We start from the raw sequence: 26916 nt of genomic DNA, 5'->3' as shown, positions 1-26916 counted from the left end.
GCTAAGGCGTTACGCTGAAAATCACCTCTTAATAAGCATATTCGAGAAATGCTGGCTCTATGCTACCTGCCCAGTTCGACTGGTATTGCAGCAACATCTGTTCGGCAGATGTTGTGCCGCGTGCAGCAACTTCTTCTAGCGGTGCAAGGAAGTGAGCCTCATCAAACCCGTCATCATTGAGTTTGGCGCGGGAGATCAGGCCTTGCCGTGCAATGCCGAGAACTTCTTTGGCAAGCTCATGCATAGACTGGCCTTTGATTTTAGCTTTAAACCCATCTTTTGGCACTGCATTTCGAAGCTCCACAACCTCATCAAACGTCCAGTCTTTTGTGAGTTGCCAAGCAGCTTCCAGCGCAGCTTCATCATAGCACAAACCAACCCAGAAGGCAGGTAGCGCACAAATACGCCGCCAAGGGCCACCATCTGCGCCGCGCATCTCAATAAACTTTTTAAGACGCACTTCAGGGAACACGGTTGAAAGGTGGTTTGTCCAATCGCCTTTATTTGGCTTTGCATCAGGGATTTCACCCTCAAGCGCTCCATTCATGAATTGACGGAACGTCACATGAGTACAATCAATATATTTGCCATTACGAAGAACGAAATACATTGGTACATCCAATGCCCATTCGACATAATCCATGAAGCCAAAATTGTCGTTGAAAACCATAGGCAAAACACCGGAACGATTATTATCGGTGTCACGCCAAATATCGGCGCGCCAAGACAGTAATCCGTTAGGTTTGCCTTCTGTGAACGGCGAGTTTGCAAACAATACGGTTGCAAGTGGCTGCAAACGATAAGACATTTGCATTTTCTTGCGCATATCCGCTTCGCTATCGAAATCCAAATTAACTTGAATTGTCGATGTGCGGTGCATCATATCAAGGCCTTGCGTGCCGACCTTTGGCATATAATTGCGCATAATATCATAGCGTGATTTTGGCATACGCGGCGTTTCATCCAGAGTCCATTTTGGACTTGCGCCCAAGCCTAAAAACTTAATGCCGAGCGGATCAGCGATCTGGCGCAATTGCGCCAAATGGCGATTGCTCTCGCGGCAGGTCTCATGGATGGTTTCTAATGGCGCACCCGACAGCTCAAACTGACCGCCCGGCTCCAAAGAAATTGCACCCATGCCATTTGGTTCAAACAAGCCGATAAGATTGCCCTCATCGATGATTGGCTCCCAGTTCAGCTCAGCTTGCATGCCTTTAAGAAGCGCTTCGATAGATCGCTCGCCTGCGTAGGGAATTGGCGTGTGATCTTGCATGCAGAATGGAAACTTCTCATGCTCGGTGCCAATGCGCCATTCTTCCTTCGGCTTGCAGCCGGAGGCAAGATAGCCTGCCATTTCCTCTACGCCGCTAATTGGTGCTTCATCAGTTGTATCGCGGGCCATATCACTTGTCCGTTTGATTAAGATTGATGCTCGTTGCCCGATTGTGCTTTACGCGGCAAGCCAATTTTTATGAATGATCATTCAATAGAAGTTGATCGCTAGTCAATTTTATTCTTACCAATCGCCCGCAACCGCTTGAATTACGGCCATTGCGGCGACTGCTGCGGTATCAGCACGCAATATGCGGGACCCAAGAGGAATCGCAACAACAAAAGGTTTTGCCCGCAAAGCTGCACGTTCATCATCTGAAAAACCGCCCTCAGGTCCGATCAGAACGCCCAATTTATTGCCCTTAAGGCTTTGCAGTTTTTCGACTGGATTATTCGTTTGCGCATCTTCATCACAAAAAATCAGTGTGCGGCTTTCGTCCCAATCATCCAGAAACTTTTCAAACTTAATCGGCTCGGCACATTGCGGGATATTGAGGATACCGCATTGCTCGGCTGCCTCTAATGCGTTTGCATTCATTTTATCAATATTGAGGCGGTGGTTTTGCGTGTGCTGCGTCAAAACAGGCTGCAACAAGCTCGCGCCCATTTCGACAGCCTTTTGCGCCATATAATCCAAGCGGCCAACTTTTAGCGGTGCGAAACAGTACGTAAAATCAGAATTTTGCGGCTGCTCACGCTCTTGGTTGATGCACATTAGCGAAACATTTCGCTTGCTCTCGACCTCAACTTCGCAAAGCCATTCTCCGTCTTTTCCATTAAACACAAGAACCTTGTCACCCGTTTTCATGCGCAAAACATTGGCAAGATAATTGGCTTGAGGCTTGTCGAGCGCAAAAGACGCTGCTCGGCCTAAAGGAACATCAAGAAATAACCGTTGGATTTTATAATTTGCACGCATTCAAAACCGTTAGCGCGACAAAGCACTATCATGCAAGACCGGTTGATAGCCTGATCTTAAGGCTGCGACTATTGATGGCGGCGTAATGAGATATTGTGGAGCATCATCGTCGCGCTGATACCCTTCTGGCTTCCACAGAAACAAAGTCTGATTTGATATGAGGTATGCCCGATCTTGATTCCCAACGAACGTACCATCCGGCAGAGAGCGCCAATCATTTGTGATCGTGTGTAATCTTTTCTTGCCAGTGTTTAAGCGTTCATTGTGTAGCAATTTGTCAATTTGCGGAGCACTCATCTTGCTTTCACTTTGCCCAGTGGAGAAAGCCGTTTGAAACATGGTGGCGCGCGCGCGCTGGCAATGAAAACAAGGCCTATGGCCTGCTGCCAGTGCTGTTGCTTCATCCAAGAAAAACAATTCTGACCAACCAGTGCCGCCATTTTTTCCATTGCGGCCAAAAACGTCGCGGCGCCGTCCTTTGAAACTGCAAAGGCAGATAATCCACGCTTTGGACGTCCATCGCCGTGATGGCAGCAGGCTGCGTGTATCAGGGTTGTGGATAATTCCACGGTTGCCTGTGAATAACCCACGCGCTTTATCGGCAATTATGTTGCCAAAAGGTGTCACTCTGTTCTGAAGCGTCATCAAATTAACCTTCCAGCAACCTTTTGATAGCTTTTGAGCTTGGACACTTTATACGCCGCTCAAGTCGCCTCGGAAAGCTGACAAAGAACCAATAATTATTAATTTCAGGAGCGTTAAATGGCCGTGCGTGCTATCACTTTATCTATTGCTATGATTGCAGCAACCGCACTTTGGGGCCTATCTGTTTATTCAGCAGACGCTATGGCTGGCAAGGTTTCCCATGATGGCTATGGCGTTTCCTCAATTACCCAAAACTAAGCAATATTTTGCCTTATAAGGGCGCTCCCTCCTAAAGTTTCAAATTTCTGACCTTGCCTTACGATGCACTATGCCTTTAATCAAAAACATTGATTGGGAGTGAGATTGCTATGTTTGGTCCGGTTACTTGTATTGAAGATTTGCGCAAACGCGCTGAGTTTCGTGTACCCCGCATGTTTTATGATTATGCGGATTCCGGTTCTTATACAGAGGGCACATACCGTGATAACACAGAAGCCTTTTCACGCATAAAAGTGCGCCAAAGGGTGGCTGTAGATATCGACAACCGCTCATTGAAATCGACGATGATTGGGCGCGATGTCACGATGCCTGTTGCGCTGGCCCCTATCGGGCTATGCGGCATGCAGCATGCGGATGGAGAAATCAAAGCAGCTAAAGCTGCTGAAAAGTTTGGCGTGCCGTTTACGCTTTCCACAATGTCAATTTGCTCCATTGAAGAGGTTGCCAAGGCGACAACAAATCCATTTTGGTTTCAGCTTTACGTTATGCGTGATCGCGGTTTTACCGAAGATATGATTGCAAGGGCAAAAGCTGCAGGATGCGATGCACTTGTGCTGACACTTGACCTTCAAGTCTTGGGTCAACGTCACAAAGACATTCGCAACGGCCTTTCGGCTCCGCCAAAGCCAACGATCAAATCAATCCTAAATCTGATGACCAAGCCACAATGGAGCATGGAAATGCTCGGCACGAAGAACCGAACTTTCGGTAATATTGTTGGTCACGCACCTGGCGTTGATAATATGACCTCTTTGTCTGAATGGACAGCCAAGCAGTTCGACCCTTCTTTGAGCTGGGAATCAATTGAATGGATCAAATCCAAATGGGATGGCAAGCTCATCCTTAAAGGGATCAACGATATTGAAGATGCCCAAATCGCGGCTAAATCAGGCGCGGATGCCATCACAGTGTCAAACCATGGCGGCCGCCAGCTTGATGGTGCAGCAGCGTCAATTGATGTTCTTGCCGATATTGTTGACGCGGTGGGCGATAAAATCGAAATCCATATGGATTCCGGCATTCGCTCTGGCCAAGACGTTTTCAAAGCCATTGCCCTTGGTGCAAAATCCACAATGATTGGACGTGCCTTTATTTATGGCCTCGGCGCGATGGGCGAACAAGGTGTCACCAAAGCTTTGGAAATAATCAAAGACGAGCTTGATCGCACAATGGGTTTTGCCGGTGAGACAGACATCAAAAATGTTGGCCGTCACAACTTACTGCAGAGCGGGAACAGCTATAAAAAAATGGCGTAAGCGTTATTTTGCACCAGCATCAGGTGTTTCAATCGCTTCAATATCAACGAGGTTCCAGCGCATATTTTGATTGCGGAATATGCGCTTGTTCAATCGTGGATAATCAGCAACATCATGAGCATTGCGCTCTCCAACAACGATACAGCGCAAGACTTCCGTACCTGTATTCTTTATTGAATGGGAAAAACCGCCTTTTCGATAGCCAATAAAATCACCTTCGCTTATTTCGACGCTATCATAACCAATATAGGCTGTTGCAGTACCGCTCAGCACATAGACACATTCGTCTTCATGATAATGCACATGGTGTTCGGTCGTCTCATGCCCCGGCTGCACTTCAATGATGTGAAAGCCAAACCCTGTCAAACCGGCAATATCGCCTAACGATTTATTGTTGCGCTTAGCGTTGGTGTTCAGAAAGTGCGTCTTATCTAAACCTTCCATCTGCTCAATCTCGTTGCGTTTTATGAGATATTTATCATCGCTCATTTGCTGTTCCTTTTAAGATGGGCATCAAATGCTGACAGCCCTTCATCCAGACCTGACCGACCGAAGCCTAGTCGAAAATGATCGGCAGGTGTGTTGCCAAATGAGGACGCGTAGATTGAGGCAGGCAGAAAAAGAACGCCGGCCTCTTCAACGAGGTTTTGCGCGAAGGCTTCCACGCCTTCTGCTCCTTTGTAACGGACAAAAGCCATGCAGGAACCATCTGGCCTGCGCCACTCAAAAAGATCAGGATAACGCGCAAAGAACGCGTCCCACTTTGGCAAATTCTCATCAATGATCGCGCAATTACGCGCTAGAATTTTATCCCGATTCTTTAAAGCAATCTTGGCAAGCCTTTCGCTCGGGCCAGAATTTGCAATGGACAAATAATGCTTCATACGTTCCATTTTGGAAAGAATTTCAGCATCTTGGCACGCAATCCATCCAATACGCAAACCCGGCAACCCATAAGATTTCGACATAACACCGAGCGAAAGCCCGCGCTCATAGACATCGGCAACATAGGGCAAATGTTTTGTGCCAGCTGGACCAAGGCCGTTGAAGATTTCATCGTGAAGAAGATAAAGGCCATGCTTACGGCACAGCTCTATCAACGCTTGATAGCGATCTAACGGCAATATTGCACCTGTAGGATTGTGCGGAAAGTTGATTGTGATCAGCTTTGTGTTTGGCTTAATCGCCGCTGCCATACGGTCAATATCCAGCGACCAGTTATCATTAGGGGCAAGCGGCACAGCGCTTACCTCACCAATCGCGTTTGGCAGTGCTTCGTGCGATTGATAGTTGGGCGTCACGCAGATCGCATGACTGTCCTTATCAAGGATAATCGTATTTGCTGCAAATATGCCTTCACTAGCTCCAGCAAAGCACAAAATGTCAGACGCGGTCTGCTTTTCGTAAGTCGCAGCAATCGCTTCGCGCAAATCCGGCGCTCCAAATGTTTGTGTATAGCCGAGCCAAAGATTTTCAAATTCTGCTCGATCTTCATCACTTGCCATATCAAGCAGTTCGCGCATCGTCATGCTTTCAGCATCTGATGCTGTCATGTGATAACGCGCTTTGAATTCCCATTTTGAAAAATGGGTCTCTAGCTTGAAGTCAGGAAGTGCTTGCATGTTAATTATCCAAGTTTGATATCATTATGATCTATCGCAAACGCCTCATGAATCGTAGCCTTAGCGCACCAATTCATGAGATTAGTTGTGAACCCTGTCTTCGTACATTGTCTGCGGCTTTGCCTGTGGTACGGTAGATCAAAAGCAAGGAGAATCTTATGCTGCCAATCTTTGATATGCTGACAAAAGCACAAAACGGAAATGCTATTGATATGATGGCAGAACAGTTCGGGCTTTCTGCAAAGCAAACGCAAGATGCGCTTGAAGCTTTAACGCCTGCGTTCTCCACCGGATTAAAGCGCAATGCAGCCGAACCAATGGGTGTTGCAGGCTTTATGCAAGCACTTGCAAGTGGCAATCACGCAAAATATTTTGAAGATATGCAAAGCGCCTTTCAACCGCAGGGACTAAATGAAGGCAACGGCATTTTGGGGCATTTGTTTGGCTCAAAAGACGTTAGCCGCGCGGTGGCAGAGCAAGCAGCAAAGGCAACTGGCATTGGGCCAGATATTCTCAAACAAATGCTACCGGTAATCGCCTCAACATTGATGGGGGCGATGTATAAGCAAACAACGCAGCCGCAAGCTTTTGGCGTTCAAAATGCTGGAAATGGTAATATTCTTGGCCAAATCATTGAGCAAATGATGCAGCACTCAGGGCAAGCCTCCCCTCAAGCTGCGCCGCGTAATTCAAATCCGATGGATAATCCCTTTGGCAAAGCGCTTCAGGATATGTTTGGCGGCAATCAAACACAGCAACAATCAGCACCAAACCCCATGGACCCTACTAATAACCCTTTTGGCAAGATTTTTGAGGACATGATGGGCGGCCCCAAACCAGCGCCAGAACCCGCACCGACGAAAAATAAATATGAAGATTTGTTTGGCGACATGTTCGAAACAGGCCGCAAGCAACAAGACCAATATCAAAAATCCGTTGAATCAATATTCGATCAATATATTAATGGCATGAACCGGCACAAATAATTTATGAACGACAGCCCTACTCCACACTCCAATGTAGCCGAGTTTTCGGTTTCAGAACTTTCTGGCGCGATAAAACGCACAATGGAAGATACCTATGGGCGCGTGCGCGTGCGCGGTGAATTAGGCCGTGTATCGCGTCCTGCATCCGGCCATATCTATCTTGATCTAAAAGACGACAGATCTGTCATAGCCGCAGTTATTTGGAAAGGTGCGGCCGCCAAAATGGCTGTGCGCCCTGAAGAGGGCTTGGAAGTCATTGCGACCGGCAAGATCACCACTTTTCCGGGGCAATCCAAATATCAGCTAATTATTGATAATATGGAGCCTGCAGGCGAAGGCGCGCTGATGGCGCTGCTCGCTGCGCGCAAACGCCAGTTGGAAAGCGAAGGGCTTTTTGACCCTGCACGCAAACAGCTGCTTCCCTATATGCCGCGGGTTATTGGCGTTGTTACATCGCCAACCGGCGCGGTCATCCGCGATATTCTACATCGGCTTTCAGACCGTTTTCCAAGCCATGTCCTTGTTTGGCCTGTGCGCGTTCAAGGTGAATCATCGGCAAAAGAAGTTGCCGATGCTGTACGCGGCTTTAACGCTATTGATGGGACGTTGGGCATTCCAAGGCCTGATTTGCTCATTGTTGCACGTGGCGGCGGATCGCTCGAAGACTTATGGGGTTTTAACGAAGAAGTGGTGGTACGCGCTGTCGCTGATTCGGATATTCCTATTATTTCGGCCGTAGGCCATGAAACAGATACAACGCTGGTTGATTTTGCTGCCGATGTGCGTGCGCCCACACCAACCGGTGCCGCAGAAATTGCTGTGCCAGTTCAGGCTGAGCTGGTGGCGCAAATGGCGCAGCTTGCTGCACGCCTACGCGCTGGCCTTAGCCGCTCAACGGACCGTAAGAAAGAGCGCCTTGCTGGTCTTGCCCGTGCTTTGCCGCATCCTGATGGTCTTCTGGCCCTGCCCCGCCAACGCCTAGACGGGCAGCAAATCCGACTGGGTGCAGCGCTTGATCGTTTTACAACGCAAAAACGTTCTCGGCTTATAACAGCAGAAGCAAAGCTTAGCCCTGCGCGTCTTATTCAACGCTTTGAAAATGTGCGTAGCAATCTGGACCGCCTATCGCGGGGCCTTCCCTCTGCACTTAGCCGCAATATTCAAACCCATCGCCGCGAGCTAGAATTTTGCGCCCAGCGCCTGTCACCGCAAACGATCAACCGCAATGTGAAAGCGGGCCGCGAACAGCTAGAAGCGTTGGAACGGCGCAATGATCTTGCCGTTGAACGTTTGATTGAAAATCGCAACGACAAAACGCGCCAAGTTTCAAAGCTCCTTGATAGCTATTCCTATCAACGCGTTTTAGATCGTGGTTTCGCACTTGTTATGGATGAAAATGCAAAACCGCTGCGAAGCTCAAAGGGCATTGCAAAAGGTGCAGGGCTCACGATTCAGTTTGCAGGGGATGATCGTTTAGCAGCGATTGCAAATGGCGACGCGGTTCCGTCATCGAGCAAACAGCCCACGGCTAAGCCGCCAAAAGAAAAGCAGGCTAAATCGGCCCCAGCCGCACAAACATCTTTGTTTGATGAGTAATCAGCACAGAAGTTAAGCGCGGTAAGCGCCATTTTTGTGATAAATAATTTGGGAAATATGTTGGTGGTACGAACGGGTGGATTTGAACCACCGACCTCTGAAGCCACAATCCAGCGCTCTAACCAACTGAGCTACGTCCGCAAGCCAACGAGGGTCAATTAGTCTGATGTGCGCGACAATGCAAGAGTTTGCTGTGCACCAATTACCGTTCTTGTGAAAAAAATTTAAAGATCGGCCGGATTGTGTCCGGCCAATCGTCGTTTAGGCCTGTATTTACGCTTATTTCGGCTTAAAGGCACCCATTGCTTTTTCAGCAGCTTTCTTTGCAGGTGCGCTCGCATCGCTAGCGGCATCTTGGTAAAGTGCCTGCATCGACTTGGCATTTTCCATTGCCATCTGCGTCTGAGAGCTCAAAAAGCTTGTTTGAAGCTCCATGAATTCTGACATAGACTTTACGCCTGAGAGTTTTTCCATGTGAGACAACGTTGCTTCAGTGTTTGTGCGCACAGCGTCCATTGTTGCCAATGAAATCTTGGATGAATGTCCCTGCGCAGTGCTTAAATTTGCTTCAGCTTCTTTTCTCGCTTCTTCAAAAGCAATCTGTGCCTGCTCATAAGTCTCTTTGGCTTTGGACAACCCGTCATTTGCCATTGATTTGAGCTTTTCAAGATATTGCGCCGGATCTACGCCTTCTGGAAATTCAAATGTGTCTTTCTTTGCGGCCATGTCTATTGCTCCTAATCAAATGATCTTTCAGGATGCTAGCACATTAATATTGCGGTGCAAAATCCATTGCACCGCGCAAACATTAACTAAACCCGCAATCAAAAGTGCGGTTATAGCGATAAAACTGGACGATACGGGCATAATTTGGCTATTAAATATTTGTTAAGCTTCACATTGCAGGCCAAGATTACCGCGAATGAGTAAAGACATGTCACAGATTCCATTCATTGACATCGCCGTACAAGACGCGGTGCGCGGCGCTATGCTTGACGGCAAGGCTGCGATTATCTTTGACCAATCCGTCGATACGATCATTTGGGCCAATGGCACAGCAGCAAAAATGTTTGGCTATGAGGCTATTGGTGAGTTTTTAGTTGCGGGGATTTTCCCGTTTAATACGACCCTGCGCCAGTTAAAATCAGCTGCAGCGCGCAAACCACGCACACCGCAATCCATTCTGCTAAGAATCACCGCTGGTATGCGCAGCGACGCTCATCATGCGCAGTTGCATTTTATCTCGATTGACGGCGCCAATGAAGATGTCGCTCTTCTCACATTTGATCGTCAAAATAGCGGCGACCAAGATGCGCTACTGCTCGATGCGATAGCAGGACTTGAAGAAGATGGCGCTGGCGCTGCAATATTGGGCGAAGATGGAAACATTCTTGTCTGCGGCCCGTTTTTTAAAACGCTGGATATTCCAACACTCGAACTTTTTGCATTGAGCGATGAGGTTCTTTCTGAGGAAGATCGCCTCGTTAAGCGTCTTGTGTTGCGCGGCGAAGGCAGAACTAAAATTGCTGTGGGAATTGGCAGGCTGAGCGAAGAACCTGTTCGCAATCTTTTGGTCGCGATGGAAACAGATATTTTGCACACCGCGCAGCCACGCAAGGCAGAGCCGCCGCGCGTTATCGAAGAAATTCAGCCCCCTAAAATGCAAGTGATTGAGTCTGCACCTCCGCTTATCGATCACGACAATGATGATGAAGACTTTGTGTTTGAAGATGCCTCGACTTCGAACGATGAAGACGATGATGAGAGTATCGTTAGTTTCGAACCCGCCATTGCGCCAACACATAAGAAGCAAGAAGGTTTCAAAGCCGATTTCGAAAGACGCCCTGTGCGTTTCGTCTGGAAAACAGATGTTGATGGTCGCTTTACAGAAGTATCGGAAGACTTTGGCGGTGCCGTTGGCAACAATGCTGCCGATCTTGTTGGGCGCACCATGAAAGATGTTGCCAAAGTGTTTGAACTCGACACAGCTGGCGAGATTGAAGCATCGATGGAACGCCGTGACACTTGGTCAGGCAAAACAGTCCTGTGGCCAGTTCAGTCCACAACTTTGCGCGTACCTGTCGATCTGGCTGCACTGCCATATTATAATAGAAACCGGGAATTTGAAGGCTATCGCGGTTTCGGTATTGTGCGCTTAAGAGATTTTGTCGACGATCCAGAACAGCTTGGGTTGTCCCTTAGCCAAGTACATGCGCCCGAACCTATTCAAGATGACGTTAAGGCCAGCCCTCAGCCTATCGAAGAAGACGATAGCAACGCAGCAGACGAGGCTGCAGAGGATCTGTTTGGCGGTGAGCCGCCTGTTTTCCAATCAGCCTCCATTAGCCCAATGCGCCGTGACAACGACAAGGTCGTGCCGTTAGATAAGCACCGTAAAGAGCGCAAGAAAATCGAAGGGCTTGATGCGGGCGAAGCTGAGGCTTTTAAGAAAATAGGCGAAACGCTCGGCAAAAAAACAGATATGCCAAGTGTTGAAATTCAAGATCACCTTGTAGGTGACGACGATTCTTCAAATACGCCGAGCCGTGAAGAGGATTTGCCTCTACAGCAGGTGCAGCCGTTTATTTCAAACAATACGAAGAACATTGATCAGCAAGTTGAGTTTATTGAATTTGGTGATGAGGCCGCAGCATCTGTTGATGTTGATCAAAGTGCTGAATTAGAAGATTTCGATGAGCCAGACGCTTATCAAGATGATGAAGCAGAGCAAAAACTTGCTGGTATCGGACCTGATGAGCTGAACGCTTTGCCGCTGCCGCTTTTGATTGTGCGCGGCGAAACAGCGCTTTACGGCAATGAAGCATTTTCGCGCATTACTGGATTTAACAGTGTCGATAAGCTCAACGATATAGGCCTCAGCGCCCTGTTTGCCGACGGCTATGAGAGCGCCGGCGACGAAAGCGCCGTTGCAAAAAGCTCCATCACTTTGGTTGCTGAGGATGGCCGTGAAATCACAACACGTGCACACCTGCAAATCGTTCCTTGGCTTGGGCACAACGCTTTGATGTTCGCCTTCGAGCCTCTTGATGAACATGTTATAGATACGCCGCAAGACGCTAGCTCGGTCGAAAGTGTTTCAGATACACTTCGCAGCACTGCATTTGATGAAGTCGCTGAGATGCGCGCAATATTAGACACCGCTACGGATGGTGTCGTGGTGATTGCGCAAGACGGCACGGTTCGCTCAATCAACAGCGCTGCATCAGCCTTATTCGGCTATTCAAACGAAGATGTCGCCGGTAAATCATTTTCCATACTCTTTGCCAATGAGAGCCAGCGCGCGGCAATGGATTATCTAAATGGATTTTCTGATTACAGCGTCGCTAGTCTTCTAAATGAAGGCCGTGAAGTGCTCGCCCGCGAACGCAATGGCGGATTTTTGCCTGTGTTCATGACGATTGGAAAGTTGCCAACATCTAACGGATTTTGCGCTGTTATGCGTGACATCACATCGTGGAAGCAAACCGAGCAAGCGCTGGAAGCAGCCAAACAAGAAGCCGAAAATGCTTCGAATATTAAGTCTGAGTTTCTTGCAAAAGTTAGCCATGAAATCCGCACGCCTCTTAATGCGATTATCGGATTTTCCGAACTCATGAGCGAAGAGCGCTTTGGGCCGATAGGCAATGAGCGCTACAAAGAATATTTGGTTGATATCAATAAATCCGGTCGTCATGTTCTGGATATGGTCAATGACCTTTTGGATATTTCTAAAATCGAGGCTGGTGAGCAGGACCTCGAATTTGAAAGCGTCATACTCAACGAAACCGTTGCCGACGCGATTTCAATGATCCAACCTCAAGCAAACCGTAACCGTATTATTGTTCGCTCATCGCTAGAAAACAGACTACCATCGGTTGTCGCTGATACGCGGTCGGTTAAACAAATCGTGCTCAATTTGCTGTCCAATGCAATCCGCTTCACACAGTCCGGTGGACAGGTTGTGGTGAGCACCAATTACACAGCGAGTGGCTCCGTCATATTACGTATCCGTGACACTGGTATAGGCATGTCTTCGCGCGAAATAGAGACAGCGCTCAAGCCATTCCAGCAAATTGCGACCAGAGACAGAGAGCATGGTGATGGAACGGGCCTTGGCCTACCGCTGACACGCGCCCTTGTTCATGCCAATCGCGCAGAATTTGAGATCGCTTCTGAACCTGGCCGCGGTACATCTATTGAGATAACATTTCCGCCAGAGCGTGTGCTTGCTGACTAAAGATCAAAAAAAAGCGCCGGCTGGCGGCGCTTAAAAAATTAGTTTGCTGTAAAAACGAGTGGCTTTGATAAAAGTGTGATGCACGTCTAAATTCTGTAAAAACAGCATTGAGCTTCATCCGTTAACGGAAACTTACGAAACAAGGTTAACCTTGACTTTAGGAATTAAAACTTCCGTACACTGGTTAATTTCACAAACAAAATTCTGTTTTACGCATTAACTATGCGCTTTGCCTCTCCACAATTGTCGTATTTCACGTAATAAACGGTGCACATTTCACTTCCCATTATCGAAATGCTATGGCGCGCAACGGAATTTTGATACCAAGGCAATCATGGCACAAAAACTGAAACTTCCACTCATCGGAACGCTTGTAATTCTACTTGTTGCGGTAGCTTGCCTATTTGCGGCATTGCCTTGGCTTGTGTCATCCGACCTGATGCGCGGCGCCGTGCAAAGGGACTTAAGCAGCTTTGTTGGCAGACCCGTTATACTGGATGGAAGCTTAGAGCTCGACCTCTTCCCCTCGCCAAAAGCCAGAATTACAAATGTGCGCGTTCCAGCCAGAGGCAAGGAGGGAGCCAGTACGCTTACAATCAATCGCATTGAAGCAGACATCTCTTTACTCACCATTTTATCGCGAAACCCACACTTTACGGCCTATAAGTTAGATGGGCCCCAGCTGACGCTTCAGCGCCGCGCAAATGGTACGTTCAATTGGCCTGATGTTTTAGGAAAGATCTGTGCAGCGACGCAGCAAGCCAAAGCTGCGCTTTCAGCAAGCAGGGAAACCCAAACTGATCTTGCTGAAAATACAGAGTCACAAGATGTTGACCTGCTTCCTGAGTATTTTCCAACGCGTATGGGTACGGTCTCGTTTTCATCCGGCACCATTGTCATCGAAGATGAGATGACCATAGAGCCGATTAAGCTCACAGCATTAAACGGTTCGATTAACTGGAGTGATCTTGATGGTGCAGCAAGCACCAAGATCAGCGGCGTCTATAACGGACAACCAGTTAATCTTGAGGGGCAAGTTCAAAAGCCTTTGGCTTTATTAGCTGGTGATAAGAGCACTATCCGGATTCTTGGTGCCAGTGACTTAGGAAAGTTTAACTTTGAAGGCACGATAGGCTTTTTGAAAACCTTTTTTGCCGATGGCAAGATCCAAGTTTCTGCGCCTGCGCTTTCCCCATTAATGGAATGGTTGAACGGAGGGTTTAATCCAAGCGGAAATATCGCAGAGCTATCATTTGTAGGCGGCATGCATGTCACCAATCGCAAGGCGCGCTTTGATGCACTTGATATTCAGCTCGATAAGAATCTCGGAAAAGGCTTATTAGAGATAAGTTTTCCTAAAAATGAAAAGCCACTAATCTCAGGTACATTTGACTTTTCAGCACTTAATCTAACTGATTTGATCGATGTGTTCATTGAAGTTCCTGATGCTGGTTTGTCGTCGTTGCAAGAGTCAGAGTTCAAACTGCTCGATCAAATTCGCACTGATATTCGCATTTCTGCCGCTGCTGCAAATTTTGGTAGCATCTCACTGACGAAGCTTGCTGCAACAGCACAAGTTAGTGACGAGACAGCGATATTTGACATTGGTGATGTGCAACTTTTTGGCGGCAATCTTCAATCTCAACTTCAAATCTCTCGCAAAAAACCAAGCGGCGGTACTGTGCAGATCAATATGAATGGCACTCAAATTGACACATCAAAGGCCGCCGAAATCATAGATGTGCCTTCGATTATTCCGCTGGGAAAAGCAGACTTTACATTTTCCAGTCAATCGAACATCGCGTCTTGGCGCCAAATGGCGCAAACTGCCGAGGGTAAAATCGCCTTCAAAATGGCGAATGGCATCGCGCGGAGCTTTGCTGCCAGCACTCTTTTGAAAAGTGAGAATACAGGGCAGTTTTTCACATTATCCAGTGATGAAAACCGCCAAGAAGCTTTCGAAAAGCTTGCGTTTTATGGACAATTATCAGATGGAGTTGTCACCATTCGTGACACAATAGCCACCTATTCTACCGGCACGGTTCACTTCGAAGGGGTCGCTCCCTATCGCAGCAGCGGTATAGCTCTCACCGCCATAGCGACACCGACACAGTCCGATGCGACTGATACAAAGCGGTTTTTCATCGGTGGGTCATGGGATCGCGCTTTTGCGACGCCGCTCCTATCCACGAACTCATTTGATTTACCTGAATGAACTTTTGACATGGCGAAGCGCTTAGCTGACATTGCCGACATCATGCTGGTAACTTTTATGCTTCGTCTACCGCGTTACATATCCGCATCGGTGCGTGCATTATGCACCATTCTGCGTTTATTGATTAGGCTTGCGATAATGACACCGGTCGCCACGAAGCCAATGAGAACCGTACACACAGCATTAATCTCTGGCGTAACACCCAAACGCACTTGACTGAATATTTTCATTGGCAGTGTGGTTGCGCCAGGGCCCGATGTGAAACTCGCGATAACAAGGTCATCCAATGACAGAGTGAATGCGAGCATCCAGCCTGCAATGACGGCCGGTAAGATGACGGGCAGTGTTATTTTATAAAATGCTTCAAACGGTGTGCAGCCCAAATCCTGCGCGGCCTCTTCCAACGACATATCATAGCTGACCAAGCGCGATTGGACGACGACAGCGACAAAGCACATTGAAAAGGTGATGTGGGCAAGAGAAACAGTCCAGAAGCCACGTTCAAACCCAATGGAAACAAAGAGTAACAGCAGCGAAAGCCCTGTAATAACCTCTGGCATTACAAGCGGAGCATAGACCATTCCAGTAAACAATGTGCGGCCGCGAAAGCGCGTATGGCGCACGAGTGTCAAAGCCGCCAATGTTCCCAGTACTGTTGCAACAGTCGCCGACAATAGGCCAACGCGCGCCGTCACCCATGCAGCATCCATCAGCCCCTGATTGGAAAGCATTTCGCTATACCAATGGGTTGAAAACCCACCCCAAACGGTCACGAGTTTTGAAGCATTAAACGAATAAACGATCAATAAAACGATTGGCAGATAAAGAAATGTGAAGCCGAATACGACAGACACAATATTGAAAGCAGACCAGTTCTTATTCATCGATTTGCCTCCGTTGCACGCGCTTGCGCATTTTGGAACAGTACAATTGGCACAACCAATATGGCCAAAAGAATTATCGCAACTGTTGATGCAACTGGCCAGTCGCGGTTATTGAAGAACTCGCTCCAAAGCGTTTTACCGATCATCAAGGTCTGTGAACCACCGAGCAATTCAGGAATAACAAATTCGCCGATTGCCGGAATGAACACAAGAAAACAGCCAGCCAAAACGCCTGGCAGCGCTAGTCTTGCCGTAATTTTCCAAAAAGCAGCGATTGACGAGCATCCAAGATCGCGCGCAGCCTCGACAAATGAATAATCCATCTTTTCTAGCGTCGCATAAATTGGAAGAACCATGAACGGCAGATAAGAATAGACGATGCCGATATAGACGGCGATTTCCGTATTATAAATGCGCAGCGGTGTGCTGATTATGCCTACGCTCATCAAAAATTGGTTCATGAGACCTTCTGGCTTCAAGATACCAATCCAAGCGTAAACGCGGATAAGAAAGCTCGTCCAGAATGGCAAGATAACAAGCATCAACAAAATAGGACGGATCGTCATGGGTGAGCGGGCCATACCGTAGGCCAGCGGAAAGCCAATCGCGAGCGTGAGCAATGTTGATATCAAAGCGATGCGCAAACTCGACAGATAAGCATTTGTGTAAAGGCTATCCTCAAACACGAACTGGAAATTATAGGTCGTAAATTGAGATACAGATTGCACAAAACCCTGCCAACCTTCGGACAGGTCAAACTGCGGCGCGAAGGGCGGCATAGCAAGAACAGGCTCTGAAAAAGCTACCCGTAAAACGATAAGGAACGGCAAAAGAAAAAGGATACACAGCCAAAAGTATGGCAGTCCGATTGTTATTCTTTTGAAAAAGCTTCCCATCAATTAACGCTCCAGCACGATGCCTGCATCAGGGTCAAATGAAAGCCAAACACGATCACAATTACTGAACGGATCATCAACTGTACGCTTGGCATTGAGAACGGAAGCCCGCATGATCGTGCCGCTATCGAGTTTGACATTGAAGAGCGTCATATCGCCAAGGTAGCCAATGTCCCAAATTTCGCCTTCGACAGCATTGGTTTGTTTCTCAGGTTTCTTACGCGATACTTTGATTTTTTCAGGACGGATAGAAAACCATGCCGTCTTATCTTTGGTCAGTGCCGGCCTATCTGTTGTCGCCGCTTCAATCGTAAATCCGTCATCACCAAGCAGCGTGGTCATCGTATCTGTTTTTTCGACAATTTTGCCTTCAAGCGTATTCACAGTCCCGATAAAATCGGCAACGTAACGCGAGTTTGGTGCCTCGTAAATTTCAGCAGGCGTGCCCGTTTGAATAACGGTTCCCTTATCCATGACCGCAATGCGATCTGACATCGTCATTGCTTCTTCCTGATCATGTGTGACGATCATGAAAGTTAGGCCAAGGTCCTGCTGTAAATCCATCAGTTCAAACTGCGTTTCTTCACGTAGTTTTTTGTCCAGTGCGCCGAGCGGCTCATCCAGCAATAAAAGTTTTGGCCGTAATACGACAGAGCGTGCCAAAGCTACGCGTTGCCGCTGGCCGCCCGAAAGCTGATCTGGTTTACGCTTCGCAAATTCTTCCAGTTTGACTAATTTTAATATCGCATCAACGCGCTCAGTAATTTGTGCTTTTGCAATGCCTGCCTGCTTTAAGCCGAAAGCAATATTATCACGCACACTCATATGCGGAAAAAGAGCGTATGACTGGAACATCATATTTACTGGGCGCTTATGTGGCGGCACACCTTTGAGCGAAACGCCATCAAGAAATATCTCGCCAGAGCTTGGCTCTTCAAAGCCTGCCAACATGCGCAACAATGTTGTCTTTCCGCAGCCAGATGGACCGAGCAAAGAGTAAAACTCACGCTCGTAAATATTGAGCGTCAGATTATCGACGGCAACAAAATCACCGAATTTTTTGGTTACATTTTGAAATGAAATATACGGCTTGGCATTCGCATCAAGCCAAGGAGTAAAACTGCGTCTGGTGGAACCAAGTGATTTCATGAATGGCACATCGGGTTTGAAAAAGGGCGCACGAAATAAAAAGCCTCGAACTGTCGTTCGAGGCTTTCAAGTTTTATTGACCGGTAACGACTTTAGTCCATGCCCGTGTGAAAACCCGGTCTGTACGCTGATCGTTTGGCGAAACCGTGTAAAGGCGCTGAACCGTTTCTTCACTTGGATAAATCGCAGGGTCGCCAATCACGTCCTCAGCCAAGAGTGGCTTAGAGGCAGCATTACCATTTGCGTAATAAACGTAGTTAGAAGCCTTCGCCATAACATCTGGGCGCATGATGTAATTCAAGAATTCATGTGCTTCTTCAACATTCTCAGCATCCGCAGGAATTGCCATATTATCGAACCACATCAAAGCGCCTTGCTTTGGAATGGCGTATTCGACCGTTACCCCAGCATCGGCTTCTGCTGCGCGGTCACGTGCCTGAAGCACATCACCAGACCAGCCAACAGCAAGGCAGATGTCACCATTGGCAAGCGCATTGATATATTCTGATGAATGGAACTTACGGATATTCGGGCGAATACTCGAAACCAGTTCTTGTGCTGCGTCGATATCAGCTGTCTCTTTAGAATCTGGGTCTTTACCGAGGTAGTTAAGAGCAGCAGGAATAATCTCTGTCGGCGCATCGAGCATATAAATGCCGCAATCTTTAAGCTTTCCAGAAATTTCAGGATTGAAAACCATATCCCAGCTATCAACGGTGTAATCTTCGCCAAGGATTTCTTTTACCTTATCAACATTATAGCCAAGGCCTGTGGTTCCCCACATATAGTTGATCGCATAATCATTACCTGGATCATATTTTTCCATGCGTTCAGAAATCGCCGGATCCATATTCTTCAAATTATCGAGTTTTGATTTGTCGAGTTTTTGGAAAACACCCGCCTGAATCTGACGCGCAAGAAATGTGCCGGTCGGAACCACCACATCATAACCCGTTTTGCCTGCAAGCAGCTTTGTTTCCAAAATTTCGTTGGAATCAAACACGTCATAAGTGATTTTGATGCCGGTTTCTTTAGTGAACTCAGTCAGGATTTCTTCATCAATATAATCTGACCAGTTATACACATTCACGGAGCGGTCCTGCGCAATGGCTGTGTTGGCTGCTGCAATCGAAATAAGTGCGACGGACGTCAAAAGCGTTTTTACGCGAACCATTTTATTCTCCCGATTTAAATAATGGGCTTTAAGCCCTCACCTTATAAAAAAGACTATTTTGGAAATTACACATGCACAAGAGATTTTTATGCAAATGATTTGTGCAACTAGCTTAAATTTTAGAGGTAGGTTGATTGCTCCAATGGTGTGATTTCAGCCCAAAACGCCAGAATTTCAGCGCGCTTCAAATGCTTGTAAATACGCGATAATTCAGGCCCTAATGCGCGGTCAGCAAATTCACCACGCTGCATGAGAATCAATGCTTCATCCATATCATCAGGAAGTAGCTCTGCATTGTTATCATCATAAGCATTGCCAGTAATTTGCGGCGGCGGTGTTTCCAGTTTCTCAAGACCATCAAGCATCGCCTGCAACAAAGCACACAGCACAATATACGGGTTAGCATCGGCACCAGCTATGCGATGCTCAAGCCGTCTATTTTTTGATGTCGATGCAGGAATACGCAACGCAACAGACCTATTATTTTCAGCCCATACAGCGCGTGTTGGCGCGTAAGAGCCCGGCTGAATTCGGCGAAAACCGTTCCAAGAATTGATAAACATCAACAGGCCTTGAGGCATCGTGCGAATAAGCTCGGCAATCGCACCGCCGAGCTTCTCTTTTGCATCATCAAACTTTTCTTCATCGAAGATGTTGTTGCCTTCACCATCAAGAACAGACGCATGAATGTGCATGCCGTTACCTGCGTAATCAATAAATGGTTTGGCCATAAAAGTTGCTTGCAAACCGTGTTTACGCGCAGAGCCAAAGACAATACGGCGCAGCATGATAACATCGTCGGCAGCTTTTAAAGGGTCGCAGCGGTGCTTGAGGTTAACTTCAAACTGGCCTGGTGCTGCCTCTTTGATTATTGTATCGATCGGGACCTTTTGAGCGTCGGCAGCTGCGCGAATATCATCAAATAATTCGGCATAATCTTCCAGATCATCCAAGCCATACATACGCTGACGATCAGGACCTGCAGACGCACCAACCGGCGTTGGCATCAGTCCATCACCGCTTGTATTGGGTTCAAGAAAATAAAATTCGACCTCAAAAGCAACCACGGGATAAAGATCGCGCTGCGCCAGCGCTTTCGTAATACGGGCAAGCGCATTGCGGCAATCATAGCGAAGTGGCTCATCCTCGGGCGTGAAGGTGGTTAGTAGAACCTGCGCAGTTGAGCGACTTGCCCAAGGCACAAGGCTCAAAGTGCCCGGAACAGCACGGCAAAAACCATCCATATCTCCGGTCTCAATATGAATGCCTGTCTCTTCAACTTCGCGGCCCCATATATCAAGACCATGAATGGACATCGGGAAATTTACACCCTCTTCGAACGCTTTTTTCAAAGCATCTGCGGGCGCCCATTTTCCACGCATGATCCCATTGGGATCGACCATTAAAAACTCAACGGCCTGTAGATCAGGGTTTTCTTTTATAAAATTATTGTATTCTTCAATATCCGTTTTGGCGTCAAAACTGGCTTCTTCGCGCGGCGATAGATTACTCAATTAGGTTCACATTTTGCTGTTTTAGATAACTGATAGAGACGTACCCGCACCAACTTTGTCAATGGTTCATTACAAAAATGTAACGAGATTAAACAAAGCGTAACTCCAATTCACACGCAAAACTCGTTATTTGATCGATAAATACTCAGATGCTGGAAACCAAAATGAACACGTTAAAACAACTCATAAAATCACCTTATTTTTTATGGATTTTGCTGAGCATTCCAGCGATTCCGATGATTACAGGTGCTTTATCGGGTGATAATTTGGAACCTCTACTGCATCCAACGGGTGAGTTTGCTGCGCGCTTTATGATTGTTGCGATGATTGCGACGCCTCTGCGTATGCTATTCCCAACGTCCAGCGTTCCGCTATGGTTTGCTAAAAACCGTCGATATTTTGGTGTAGCCGCGGCTGGGTATGCTGCGCTGCATACTTTATTTTATGTTTTAGATTTGGGCAGCCTGCAGCGCATTTTAGCTGAAATCACAGAAACGGGCATATGGACAGGCTGGCTTGCAATGGCAATTTTTGTACCGTTGGCGATCACCTCAAACGATGCTTCAATCAAATTCCTGAAACGACGCTGGAAAACATTGCAGCGCTTTGTTTATCCAGCAGCAATTTTAACTTTGGTCCACTGGCTTTTCGTTGCCAATGAGATTGGCGGTGCGCTTGTTCACTTCATTCCGCTCGCAGCACTGGAAATCTATCGGATTTGGAAGCTTCAGCAGAAGCGTGTTGCGCATCAAGTAAACGCTTAGGATCGCAAGTTACACAAAATCAAACGCCGATAAGCCAGCCGCCATTTCATCAAGTCCAAGCGGTTTCGTGACAGGCGCTTCCGCGCGCGCCAAACATCCAGCGCGCTCGCAGACCCTACAAGCTGGACCAATAGAAATGGTCAGCATATCGCCGTCTTCCGTCAAACCACCGGGCAATGCTGTGCCATAGATCACATCATTTTTGTATTTAACATCGCAGCCAAGCAAAATCGCCGTGCGGCGTGTGCGTTCATTGAACGCCCCTTGTGGCCCCTCTAATGTACGGGCGATCACCATGAACTGCGTGCCGTCTGGCATCTCAACCGCTTCGGTTAAAATCTGTGCCGGCTGAGAGAAAGATGCATGCACAGGTAGTTTCGGGCAATACCCACCAAACCGCGACTGCGGATAGCCTTCTGCGCCAGCGCGTCTAAATTTATTGCCCGCTTGATCAACCTCGCTCATGAAGAAAGGAACACCAGCGGCATCTTTTCGACCAAGCATCGTTATACGGTTCGCGGCCTGTTCAAACGAAACGCTGAACCGCGCGCGCAAAACATCAATATCGTATTTTGACTTTTTACATGCCTGTAGAAAAGCGTCATAGGGCATCATTAATGCGTGAGCAGCATAGCGTGCCATTTCAAACCGCATAAGCCGCTTGGCTTCATCAGATGACAGTTTAAATTTCTGTATTTCTCCGGCAATCGCGACTTGCATACGCACAAGCGATGCTTCCATCGCCACTTCACGCAATTGGTCAAAAGGCGATAGGCGTTCAGATATAAACAATCGATTGGTGTGACGATCATAGCGGCGACGCCAATTAGGCATCGCTTTAACTGGTAGCACCTTCACGACGATGCCGTGCTCGGCTGTCAGCCATTTCTTTAAAGCGCCGAGCAAGTCATCATCGGCTTTCAAAAGCTTGTTGAAAGATTCCGCCTCTTCTTCAAGTGCAGGAAAATGGTTCGGCCTTTTTTCCAATGTGTCGCGCACCTCATCGGTGGGCAGACGCGCTGCAGCTAAACTTGTTTCATGCCCTTCACGCGCCAAAAGGTCCGACAGATCACTCAAACGTGCCTGACTTTCGCTATAGGCGCGATAAAGTTTTTGAACGGCAACCGATACGTTCGGCGCGACTTCAGCAATTTCGATAAGCTCCTGATCGCCAGGCAGTTCAGCGGCCAGTAATGGATCAGAGAAGATTTCTTTAAGCTGCGACAGGCTGGTATCATTCGAGCCTTGAAGCGCCTCCATATCTATTTTGTAAACAGAGGCAAGCTTGAGCAATAGCTGCACGGTGAGCGGGCGTTGATTTCGCTCAATCAGGTTTAAATAGGACGGCGAAATATCCAAATCCTGCGCCATAGCCGTTTGGGTCAACTCCAACTGGTTACGAATACGCCGAATACGCGGGCCAGCGAAAATCTTTTGTTCTGCCATCTTTAATCGCCTCTAATTAGCACCTCCATCATATTTACACTTTTTACAAATTGACAGATGTTTTTTGTCACAAAGCATACATTGCAACGCGATAATTCCAGTAATTATACGATTTTACGTGCTTTTCCCCGCAAGTCCCGCCACATTCAAAAGCACGCACCGTCACAATGACAAGTGTTTACAATACAGCTTCGAACTATTTGATAAGCCTATCAAACCGTTATCGAACTGGAAATTACGCAGTTTTTGAAAGGACAAGCGTTATGAATGCCCATGAACGGCCGAAGACCGGCGTTAAAGAACGCGCAGAAGAGCAATCGTCATCAATGGATGCAGATCAACAGGCTATGATCCGCATGGTCGCCAACGACCTGCACCGTTTGAACCAGTCCGTTATGAAAGCCGTAGAGGCTGGCGTTTCTGTTGAGCTTGTACGCTCTGCACGCCACCATGGCGGCGACGGAAACTGGGGCGACCTGCTTATTCCGGTCATCGTAACGCAAAGCAAATAACTGTCAGTTGAAACAAGGTTAGATCTCCAGCCTTATTAAAACTGCAAAAACCTCTCCAAATTTTGGGGAGGTTTTTTGAATGATATTTACTATACTATGCTTGTTTGTATTTGCGCTTGGCTTGGCACACGTTATAAACAACTGAAATCAAAACAATGGTGATTGATGGCCAAGCCCGTTAAAGCAGTTAAAAGTGCAGCAGAAAAAGCTATTGGCACGAAACAAAAACGCAAACAAATACCTGATTATATAAAAACGCCGCTCGGCGTTAAAAGTTGGGATGAAGCCGCTGAATGGCTGGCTTACCGGAACATTGAAGATATCGAGTGTATCACCCCCGATCTAGCTGGCGTTCCACGCGGCAAAATGATGCCGACGAATAAATTTACATCAAATACAGCGCTAGCGCTTCCCTCCGCACTGTTTCGCAAAACAATTTCGGGCGATTATCCCGAAGAGAGCGGTGATTTTCGGTATGATCCCAATGATGGCGATCTGAAATTGATGCCGGATCTTTCCACACTTTGTGCGGTTCCTTGGGAAAGCGACCCGACGGCTGCGGTCATTTGCGATCTTGTTGATCCAAATGGTGAGGCCGTAGGCTACACACCGCGCGCGGTGCTCAAACATGTTATTGCAGCCTATGCGGCAAAAGGTTGGACAGCTGTTGTCGCCCCAGAAATCGAATTTTATCTTGTCGCGCGTAATACCGACCCTGATTATCCCTTGCAGCCACCAACAGGCCGGTCAGGCAGACCCATTGCCGGTGGTCAGGCTTATTCCATTGCCGGCATCAATGAGTTCGATGAATTGATCGATGATATTTATCATTTTTCAGAAGCGCAGGGACTTGAGATCGATACGTTGATCCACGAGGAAGGCCCATCGCAGCTAGAAATCAATTTGCGCCACGGTGATCCGCTCGCGCTTGCTGACCAAGTGTTCATGTTCAAGCGCACGCTGCGTGAAGCTGCCCTCAAGCATGATATGTATGCAACATTTATGGCTAAGCCCATTCAAAGCGCTGCAGGCAGCGCAATGCACATCCACCAATCAGTGATCGACAGCAAAACCGGAGAAAATATTTTCTCCAACCCTGATGGAAGCGAAAGCGAACTATTCCGCTCATTCATCGGCGGCATGCAACATTACATACCCCGCGCATTGGTTATGCTTGCCCCTTATGTGAATTCATATCGCCGTTTGGCACCCGAGATGGCAGCGCCCGTCAACACTGCTTGGGGATATGACAACAGAACCACGGCATTTAGAATTCCGACATCGGATGCCCGTGCACGCCGTGTTGAAAACCGCCTGCCCGGCTCTGATGCAAACCCTTATCTTGCGCTGGCTGCATCATTGGCATGTGGCTATCTGGGAATGGTCAATGGACTTGTGCCAACCGACCCGACATCGACCACAGCCAATGAAGGCGAGATTAGTTTGCCACGCGGTCTTCTCGAAGCGGTATCACTGATGGAAGAGGAAGAAGCTTTCGGATCAATTTTGGGCCGTGAGTTCATTGCAAACTATGCAGGCGTAAAGCGCGGCGAGTTTGAAACTTTCATGCAGGTTATTAGTCCTTGGGAACGTGAATTCCTCTTGATGAATGTTTAATGAGATGACTTATCAAAGCCCTATTTCTCCAGGTTACTCTTGGTATGAAGCAACGGTTGGCGAGCGGCCTGAATATCCTGTATTCAAAGGTGATCGAAGCTGCGATGTCGCGATCATCGGCGGCGGCTTTACTGGCCTTGGGGCAGCTGTTCATCTGGCGCAAGCTGGCCTGCGGGTTATTTTGCTTGAAGCGCACCGCTTTGGCGATGGCGCATCAGGGCGCAATGGCGGCCAGCTAAACACCGGACAACGCACCCACGCAGAAGACCACGAAAAAACATTAGGCTTTGAACGCGCCAAAGCGCTTTTTGATATTGCAGAAGAAGCAAAGCATCATCTTTTGTCTTTCGCAAAAGATAACAATATCGATATTGAATACCAGAAAGGCCACATGTCAGTGGCGCATAAGAAACGCCTTGTAAAAGATTATGAAGCGTATCCAGCCACCATGGCTGAACGCTTTGGCTACAAACACTTGCACTTCATGGACGCGGCAGAAACCGCCGAACGGCTCGGATCATCGCGCTATTTTGGCGGCAGTTATGACAGTGAAACCGGCCATATTCACCCGCTTAAGCTTGTGGTTGGCACGGCACGTGTTGCAGCTGCAAATGGCGCTGAACTTTATGAAAACTCTAACGTTACTGAAATGCGCCATGAGGCTGGCAAGACGATTATCAAGACGGCTATGGGCCAAGTGACCGCAGACCGCGTTTTACTTGCTGTCAATGCTTACGGTTCTGAAAAGCTGGAGCCGCAATCGGCAAGTCATGTCATGCCCATACGCTCATTCATTGGCGCTACTGTGCCGCTTGGCGATGTAGACGTTTTGCGCGGCGGCGAAAGTGTCGATGATAGCCGTTTTGTTGTGCGTTATTTTCGCAAGAGCCAAGATGGCCGCCTCATATTCGGAGGTCGCGAGGCTTACACGGCAGACAATCCGAATGATATTTCCAAGCATATCCGCAAGCAAATCGAAGAAATCTATCCTGCGCTCAAAGATGTGGAAATTACCCAATCATGGGGCGGTTCAGTTGGTATCACAGTACCGCGCGAGCCTTTTGTGCGTGATGTCATGCCTGGCGTTACAGCCATTGGCGGCTATTGCGGCCACGGCGTTATGCTTTCGAACTTTACTGGCAAGCTTTATGCAGAGGCAGTTACCGGCAACCGTGATCGGCTTCAATATTTCCGCGATCTCAAAGTGCAAGCGTTTCCAGGTGGCCGGCAATTTAGAAAACCGCTCCTAACCGCTGCTCTTACTTGGTTTGCAATGCTGGATAAGCTCTAAAACGGGTTCACATAATCGACAGCAGCCCAAACGCGGTCAACCAACCAACTGGCCGTATCTTGGCTTTTCGTTGCTATTCCGTTGGCAGCATCCGCAACGGGCTTTGTAACTTTAGCCACAGATTCCTTCACGCCAACGCGGAACCAGCCGTCTTCTTCCGGCTCGGACAGGTCAACTGTTACAACCTCATGCGCTGCATCACTTGCATCAATATCTTGGATTGCAGGGCGGCCAGCGAGTTCTGCAGGTGTTTTTAGATCACACTTTGCCATGATCATTGGGTATTCTGCGCTCGCATGCTCTTCGAAAAGGCTCTCCGAAGCACGAAGGCAAGCAGCTTCTGAAACAAACTGCGCATTGTTTACCTCGATGGCTTCGCAGTTCTTCGCAGCGTCATTACAGCCCATGAGGCTTAGGATAATAATGGCAGATTTCATCGTATCGTTCCTGTTTAAAATCGCGATAGCTGTAAAACTTGGACAAAGCATGTCTCAATTCCGGCAATTTCGCGGTAAGGCCCTATATTGCTAGGCAAATGGGCTTATTAAGCCACAAATCATCATATTTGTGCGCGATCACTGC

Annotated in this window: 23 protein-coding genes and 1 tRNA gene; 10 read left to right on the top strand and 14 right to left on the bottom strand. The window is 47.8% G+C overall.

Annotated features, from left to right (window positions below):
- Positions 1-28: 28 nt before the first annotated feature.
- From N530_RS0102435 to N530_RS0102425, 3 genes are all read right to left on the bottom strand, one after another.
- On the bottom strand, positions 29-1402 hold the full coding sequence (locus tag N530_RS0102435; RefSeq protein WP_018688648.1) for a glutamate--cysteine ligase: 1374 nt from the start codon (positions 1400-1402) through the stop codon (positions 29-31).
- 114 nt (positions 1403-1516) lie between these two features.
- Positions 1517-2251: a 16S rRNA (uracil(1498)-N(3))-methyltransferase gene (locus tag N530_RS0102430; RefSeq protein WP_026479397.1), complete on the bottom strand. Its 735-nt coding sequence runs from the start codon at positions 2249-2251 to the stop codon at positions 1517-1519.
- A gap of 9 nt (positions 2252-2260) precedes the next feature.
- Positions 2261-2896, bottom strand: a complete 636-nt coding sequence (locus N530_RS0102425) for a hypothetical protein (RefSeq protein ID WP_026479396.1) — start codon at positions 2894-2896, stop codon at positions 2261-2263.
- A 117-nt stretch (positions 2897-3013) separates the two neighbouring features.
- Here N530_RS0102425 and N530_RS18980 point away from each other — a divergent pair, with 117 nt between their 5' ends.
- Both N530_RS18980 and N530_RS0102415 read left to right on the top strand, forming a co-directional pair.
- Positions 3014-3154 carry a hypothetical protein gene (locus tag N530_RS18980; RefSeq protein WP_018688651.1) on the top strand — a complete coding sequence of 47 codons (141 nt, stop codon included), beginning with the start codon at positions 3014-3016 and terminating at the stop codon, positions 3152-3154.
- Between the two features lie 110 nt (positions 3155-3264).
- Positions 3265-4431 carry an alpha-hydroxy acid oxidase gene (locus N530_RS0102415; protein WP_026479395.1) on the top strand — a complete coding sequence of 389 codons (1167 nt, stop codon included), beginning with the start codon at positions 3265-3267 and terminating at the stop codon, positions 4429-4431.
- A gap of 3 nt (positions 4432-4434) precedes the next feature.
- Here the strand turns inward: N530_RS0102415 and N530_RS0102410 are convergent, their stop codons facing one another.
- Together N530_RS0102410 and N530_RS0102405 are read right to left on the bottom strand one after the other, a co-directional pair.
- On the bottom strand, positions 4435-4920 hold the full coding sequence (locus N530_RS0102410; protein WP_026479394.1) for a cupin domain-containing protein: 486 nt from the start codon (positions 4918-4920) through the stop codon (positions 4435-4437).
- Entirely contained in the window at positions 4917-6053 is a 1137-nt protein-coding gene (locus N530_RS0102405) for an aminotransferase class I/II-fold pyridoxal phosphate-dependent enzyme (protein ID WP_026479393.1), read from the bottom strand. Before N530_RS0102405 ends, N530_RS0102410 begins: the two co-directional genes overlap by 4 nt.
- Before the next feature lie 158 nt (positions 6054-6211).
- Here N530_RS0102405 and N530_RS0102400 point away from each other — a divergent pair, with 158 nt between their 5' ends.
- Together N530_RS0102400 and xseA are read left to right on the top strand one after the other, a co-directional pair.
- On the top strand, positions 6212-7039 hold the full coding sequence (locus N530_RS0102400; protein WP_026479392.1) for a DUF937 domain-containing protein: 828 nt from the start codon (positions 6212-6214) through the stop codon (positions 7037-7039).
- Positions 7040-7042: 3 nt separating this feature from the next.
- The gene (gene xseA / locus N530_RS0102395; RefSeq protein WP_026479391.1) at positions 7043-8635 is read left to right on the top strand and encodes an exodeoxyribonuclease VII large subunit; all 1593 of its coding nucleotides are present in this window, start codon (positions 7043-7045) and stop codon (positions 8633-8635) included.
- 64 nt (positions 8636-8699) lie between these two features.
- On the opposite strand, the gene N530_RS0102390 is transcribed toward xseA, so the two are convergent.
- Both N530_RS0102390 and N530_RS0102385 read right to left on the bottom strand, forming a co-directional pair.
- Positions 8700-8776 (bottom strand) — tRNA-His (locus tag N530_RS0102390).
- A 138-nt stretch (positions 8777-8914) separates the two neighbouring features.
- Positions 8915-9361 (bottom strand): phasin family protein, encoded by a 447-nt coding sequence (locus N530_RS0102385; RefSeq protein WP_026479390.1) that lies wholly within the window; start codon positions 9359-9361, stop codon positions 8915-8917.
- A gap of 208 nt (positions 9362-9569) precedes the next feature.
- On the opposite strand from N530_RS0102385, the gene N530_RS0102375 reads away from it, so the two are divergent.
- Both N530_RS0102375 and N530_RS0102370 read left to right on the top strand, forming a co-directional pair.
- Complete coding sequence (locus N530_RS0102375; RefSeq protein WP_026479389.1) at positions 9570-12872, top strand: PAS domain S-box protein; 3303 nt, start codon at positions 9570-9572, stop codon at positions 12870-12872.
- A gap of 334 nt (positions 12873-13206) precedes the next feature.
- A complete protein-coding gene (locus N530_RS0102370) occupies positions 13207-15087 on the top strand; it encodes an AsmA family protein (protein ID WP_026479388.1) in 1881 nt (626 codons plus the stop codon).
- Between the two features lie 74 nt (positions 15088-15161).
- Here the strand turns inward: N530_RS0102370 and N530_RS0102365 are convergent, their stop codons facing one another.
- The 5 genes from N530_RS0102365 to N530_RS0102345 form a co-directional block, all read right to left on the bottom strand.
- Positions 15162-15971 carry an ABC transporter permease gene (locus N530_RS0102365; protein WP_026479387.1) on the bottom strand — a complete coding sequence of 270 codons (810 nt, stop codon included), beginning with the start codon at positions 15969-15971 and terminating at the stop codon, positions 15162-15164.
- On the bottom strand, positions 15968-16867 hold the full coding sequence (locus N530_RS0102360) for an ABC transporter permease subunit (protein ID WP_026479386.1): 900 nt from the start codon (positions 16865-16867) through the stop codon (positions 15968-15970). Before N530_RS0102360 ends, N530_RS0102365 begins: the two co-directional genes overlap by 4 nt.
- A gap of 3 nt (positions 16868-16870) precedes the next feature.
- The gene (locus tag N530_RS0102355) at positions 16871-18016 is read right to left on the bottom strand and encodes an ABC transporter ATP-binding protein (RefSeq protein ID WP_026479385.1); all 1146 of its coding nucleotides are present in this window, start codon (positions 18014-18016) and stop codon (positions 16871-16873) included.
- A gap of 73 nt (positions 18017-18089) precedes the next feature.
- Entirely contained in the window at positions 18090-19190 is a 1101-nt protein-coding gene (locus tag N530_RS0102350; RefSeq protein WP_026479384.1) for a polyamine ABC transporter substrate-binding protein, read from the bottom strand.
- Positions 19191-19309: 119 nt separating this feature from the next.
- The gene (locus tag N530_RS0102345) at positions 19310-20704 is read right to left on the bottom strand and encodes a glutamine synthetase family protein (RefSeq protein WP_026479383.1); all 1395 of its coding nucleotides are present in this window, start codon (positions 20702-20704) and stop codon (positions 19310-19312) included.
- A 164-nt stretch (positions 20705-20868) separates the two neighbouring features.
- On the opposite strand from N530_RS0102345, the gene N530_RS0102340 reads away from it, so the two are divergent.
- Positions 20869-21468, top strand: a complete 600-nt coding sequence (locus N530_RS0102340; protein ID WP_026479382.1) for a sulfite oxidase heme-binding subunit YedZ — start codon at positions 20869-20871, stop codon at positions 21466-21468.
- Positions 21469-21477: 9 nt separating this feature from the next.
- Here the strand turns inward: N530_RS0102340 and N530_RS0102335 are convergent, their stop codons facing one another.
- Positions 21478-22914, bottom strand: a complete 1437-nt coding sequence (locus N530_RS0102335; RefSeq protein ID WP_026479381.1) for a short-chain fatty acyl-CoA regulator family protein — start codon at positions 22912-22914, stop codon at positions 21478-21480.
- A gap of 263 nt (positions 22915-23177) precedes the next feature.
- Between N530_RS0102335 and N530_RS0102330 the strand changes: the two genes are divergently transcribed.
- The 3 genes from N530_RS0102330 (at position 23178) to N530_RS0102320 (ending at position 26334) form a co-directional block, all read left to right on the top strand.
- Complete coding sequence (locus N530_RS0102330) at positions 23178-23426, top strand: hypothetical protein (protein WP_018688668.1); 249 nt, start codon at positions 23178-23180, stop codon at positions 23424-23426.
- A 165-nt stretch (positions 23427-23591) separates the two neighbouring features.
- Entirely contained in the window at positions 23592-25043 is a 1452-nt protein-coding gene (locus N530_RS0102325; RefSeq protein WP_035266080.1) for a glutamine synthetase family protein, read from the top strand.
- Between the two features lie 4 nt (positions 25044-25047).
- Positions 25048-26334: an FAD-binding oxidoreductase gene (locus tag N530_RS0102320; protein ID WP_026479379.1), complete on the top strand. Its 1287-nt coding sequence runs from the start codon at positions 25048-25050 to the stop codon at positions 26332-26334.
- On the opposite strand, the gene N530_RS0102315 is transcribed toward N530_RS0102320, so the two are convergent.
- Entirely contained in the window at positions 26331-26771 is a 441-nt protein-coding gene (locus tag N530_RS0102315; RefSeq protein WP_026479378.1) for a hypothetical protein, read from the bottom strand. The two genes, N530_RS0102320 and N530_RS0102315, sit on opposite strands and share 4 nt — an antisense overlap.
- Positions 26772-26916: the final 145 nt, after the last annotated feature.

Origin of the sequence: Ahrensia sp. 13_GOM-1096m (assembly GCF_000620605.1) — a bacterium.
Taxonomy (GTDB): Bacteria; Pseudomonadota; Alphaproteobacteria; order Rhizobiales; family Rhizobiaceae; genus Ahrensia; species Ahrensia kielensis.
Note: the sequence above shows the minus strand (reverse complement) of the source record. Positions and strands in the feature narration are given on the sequence as shown.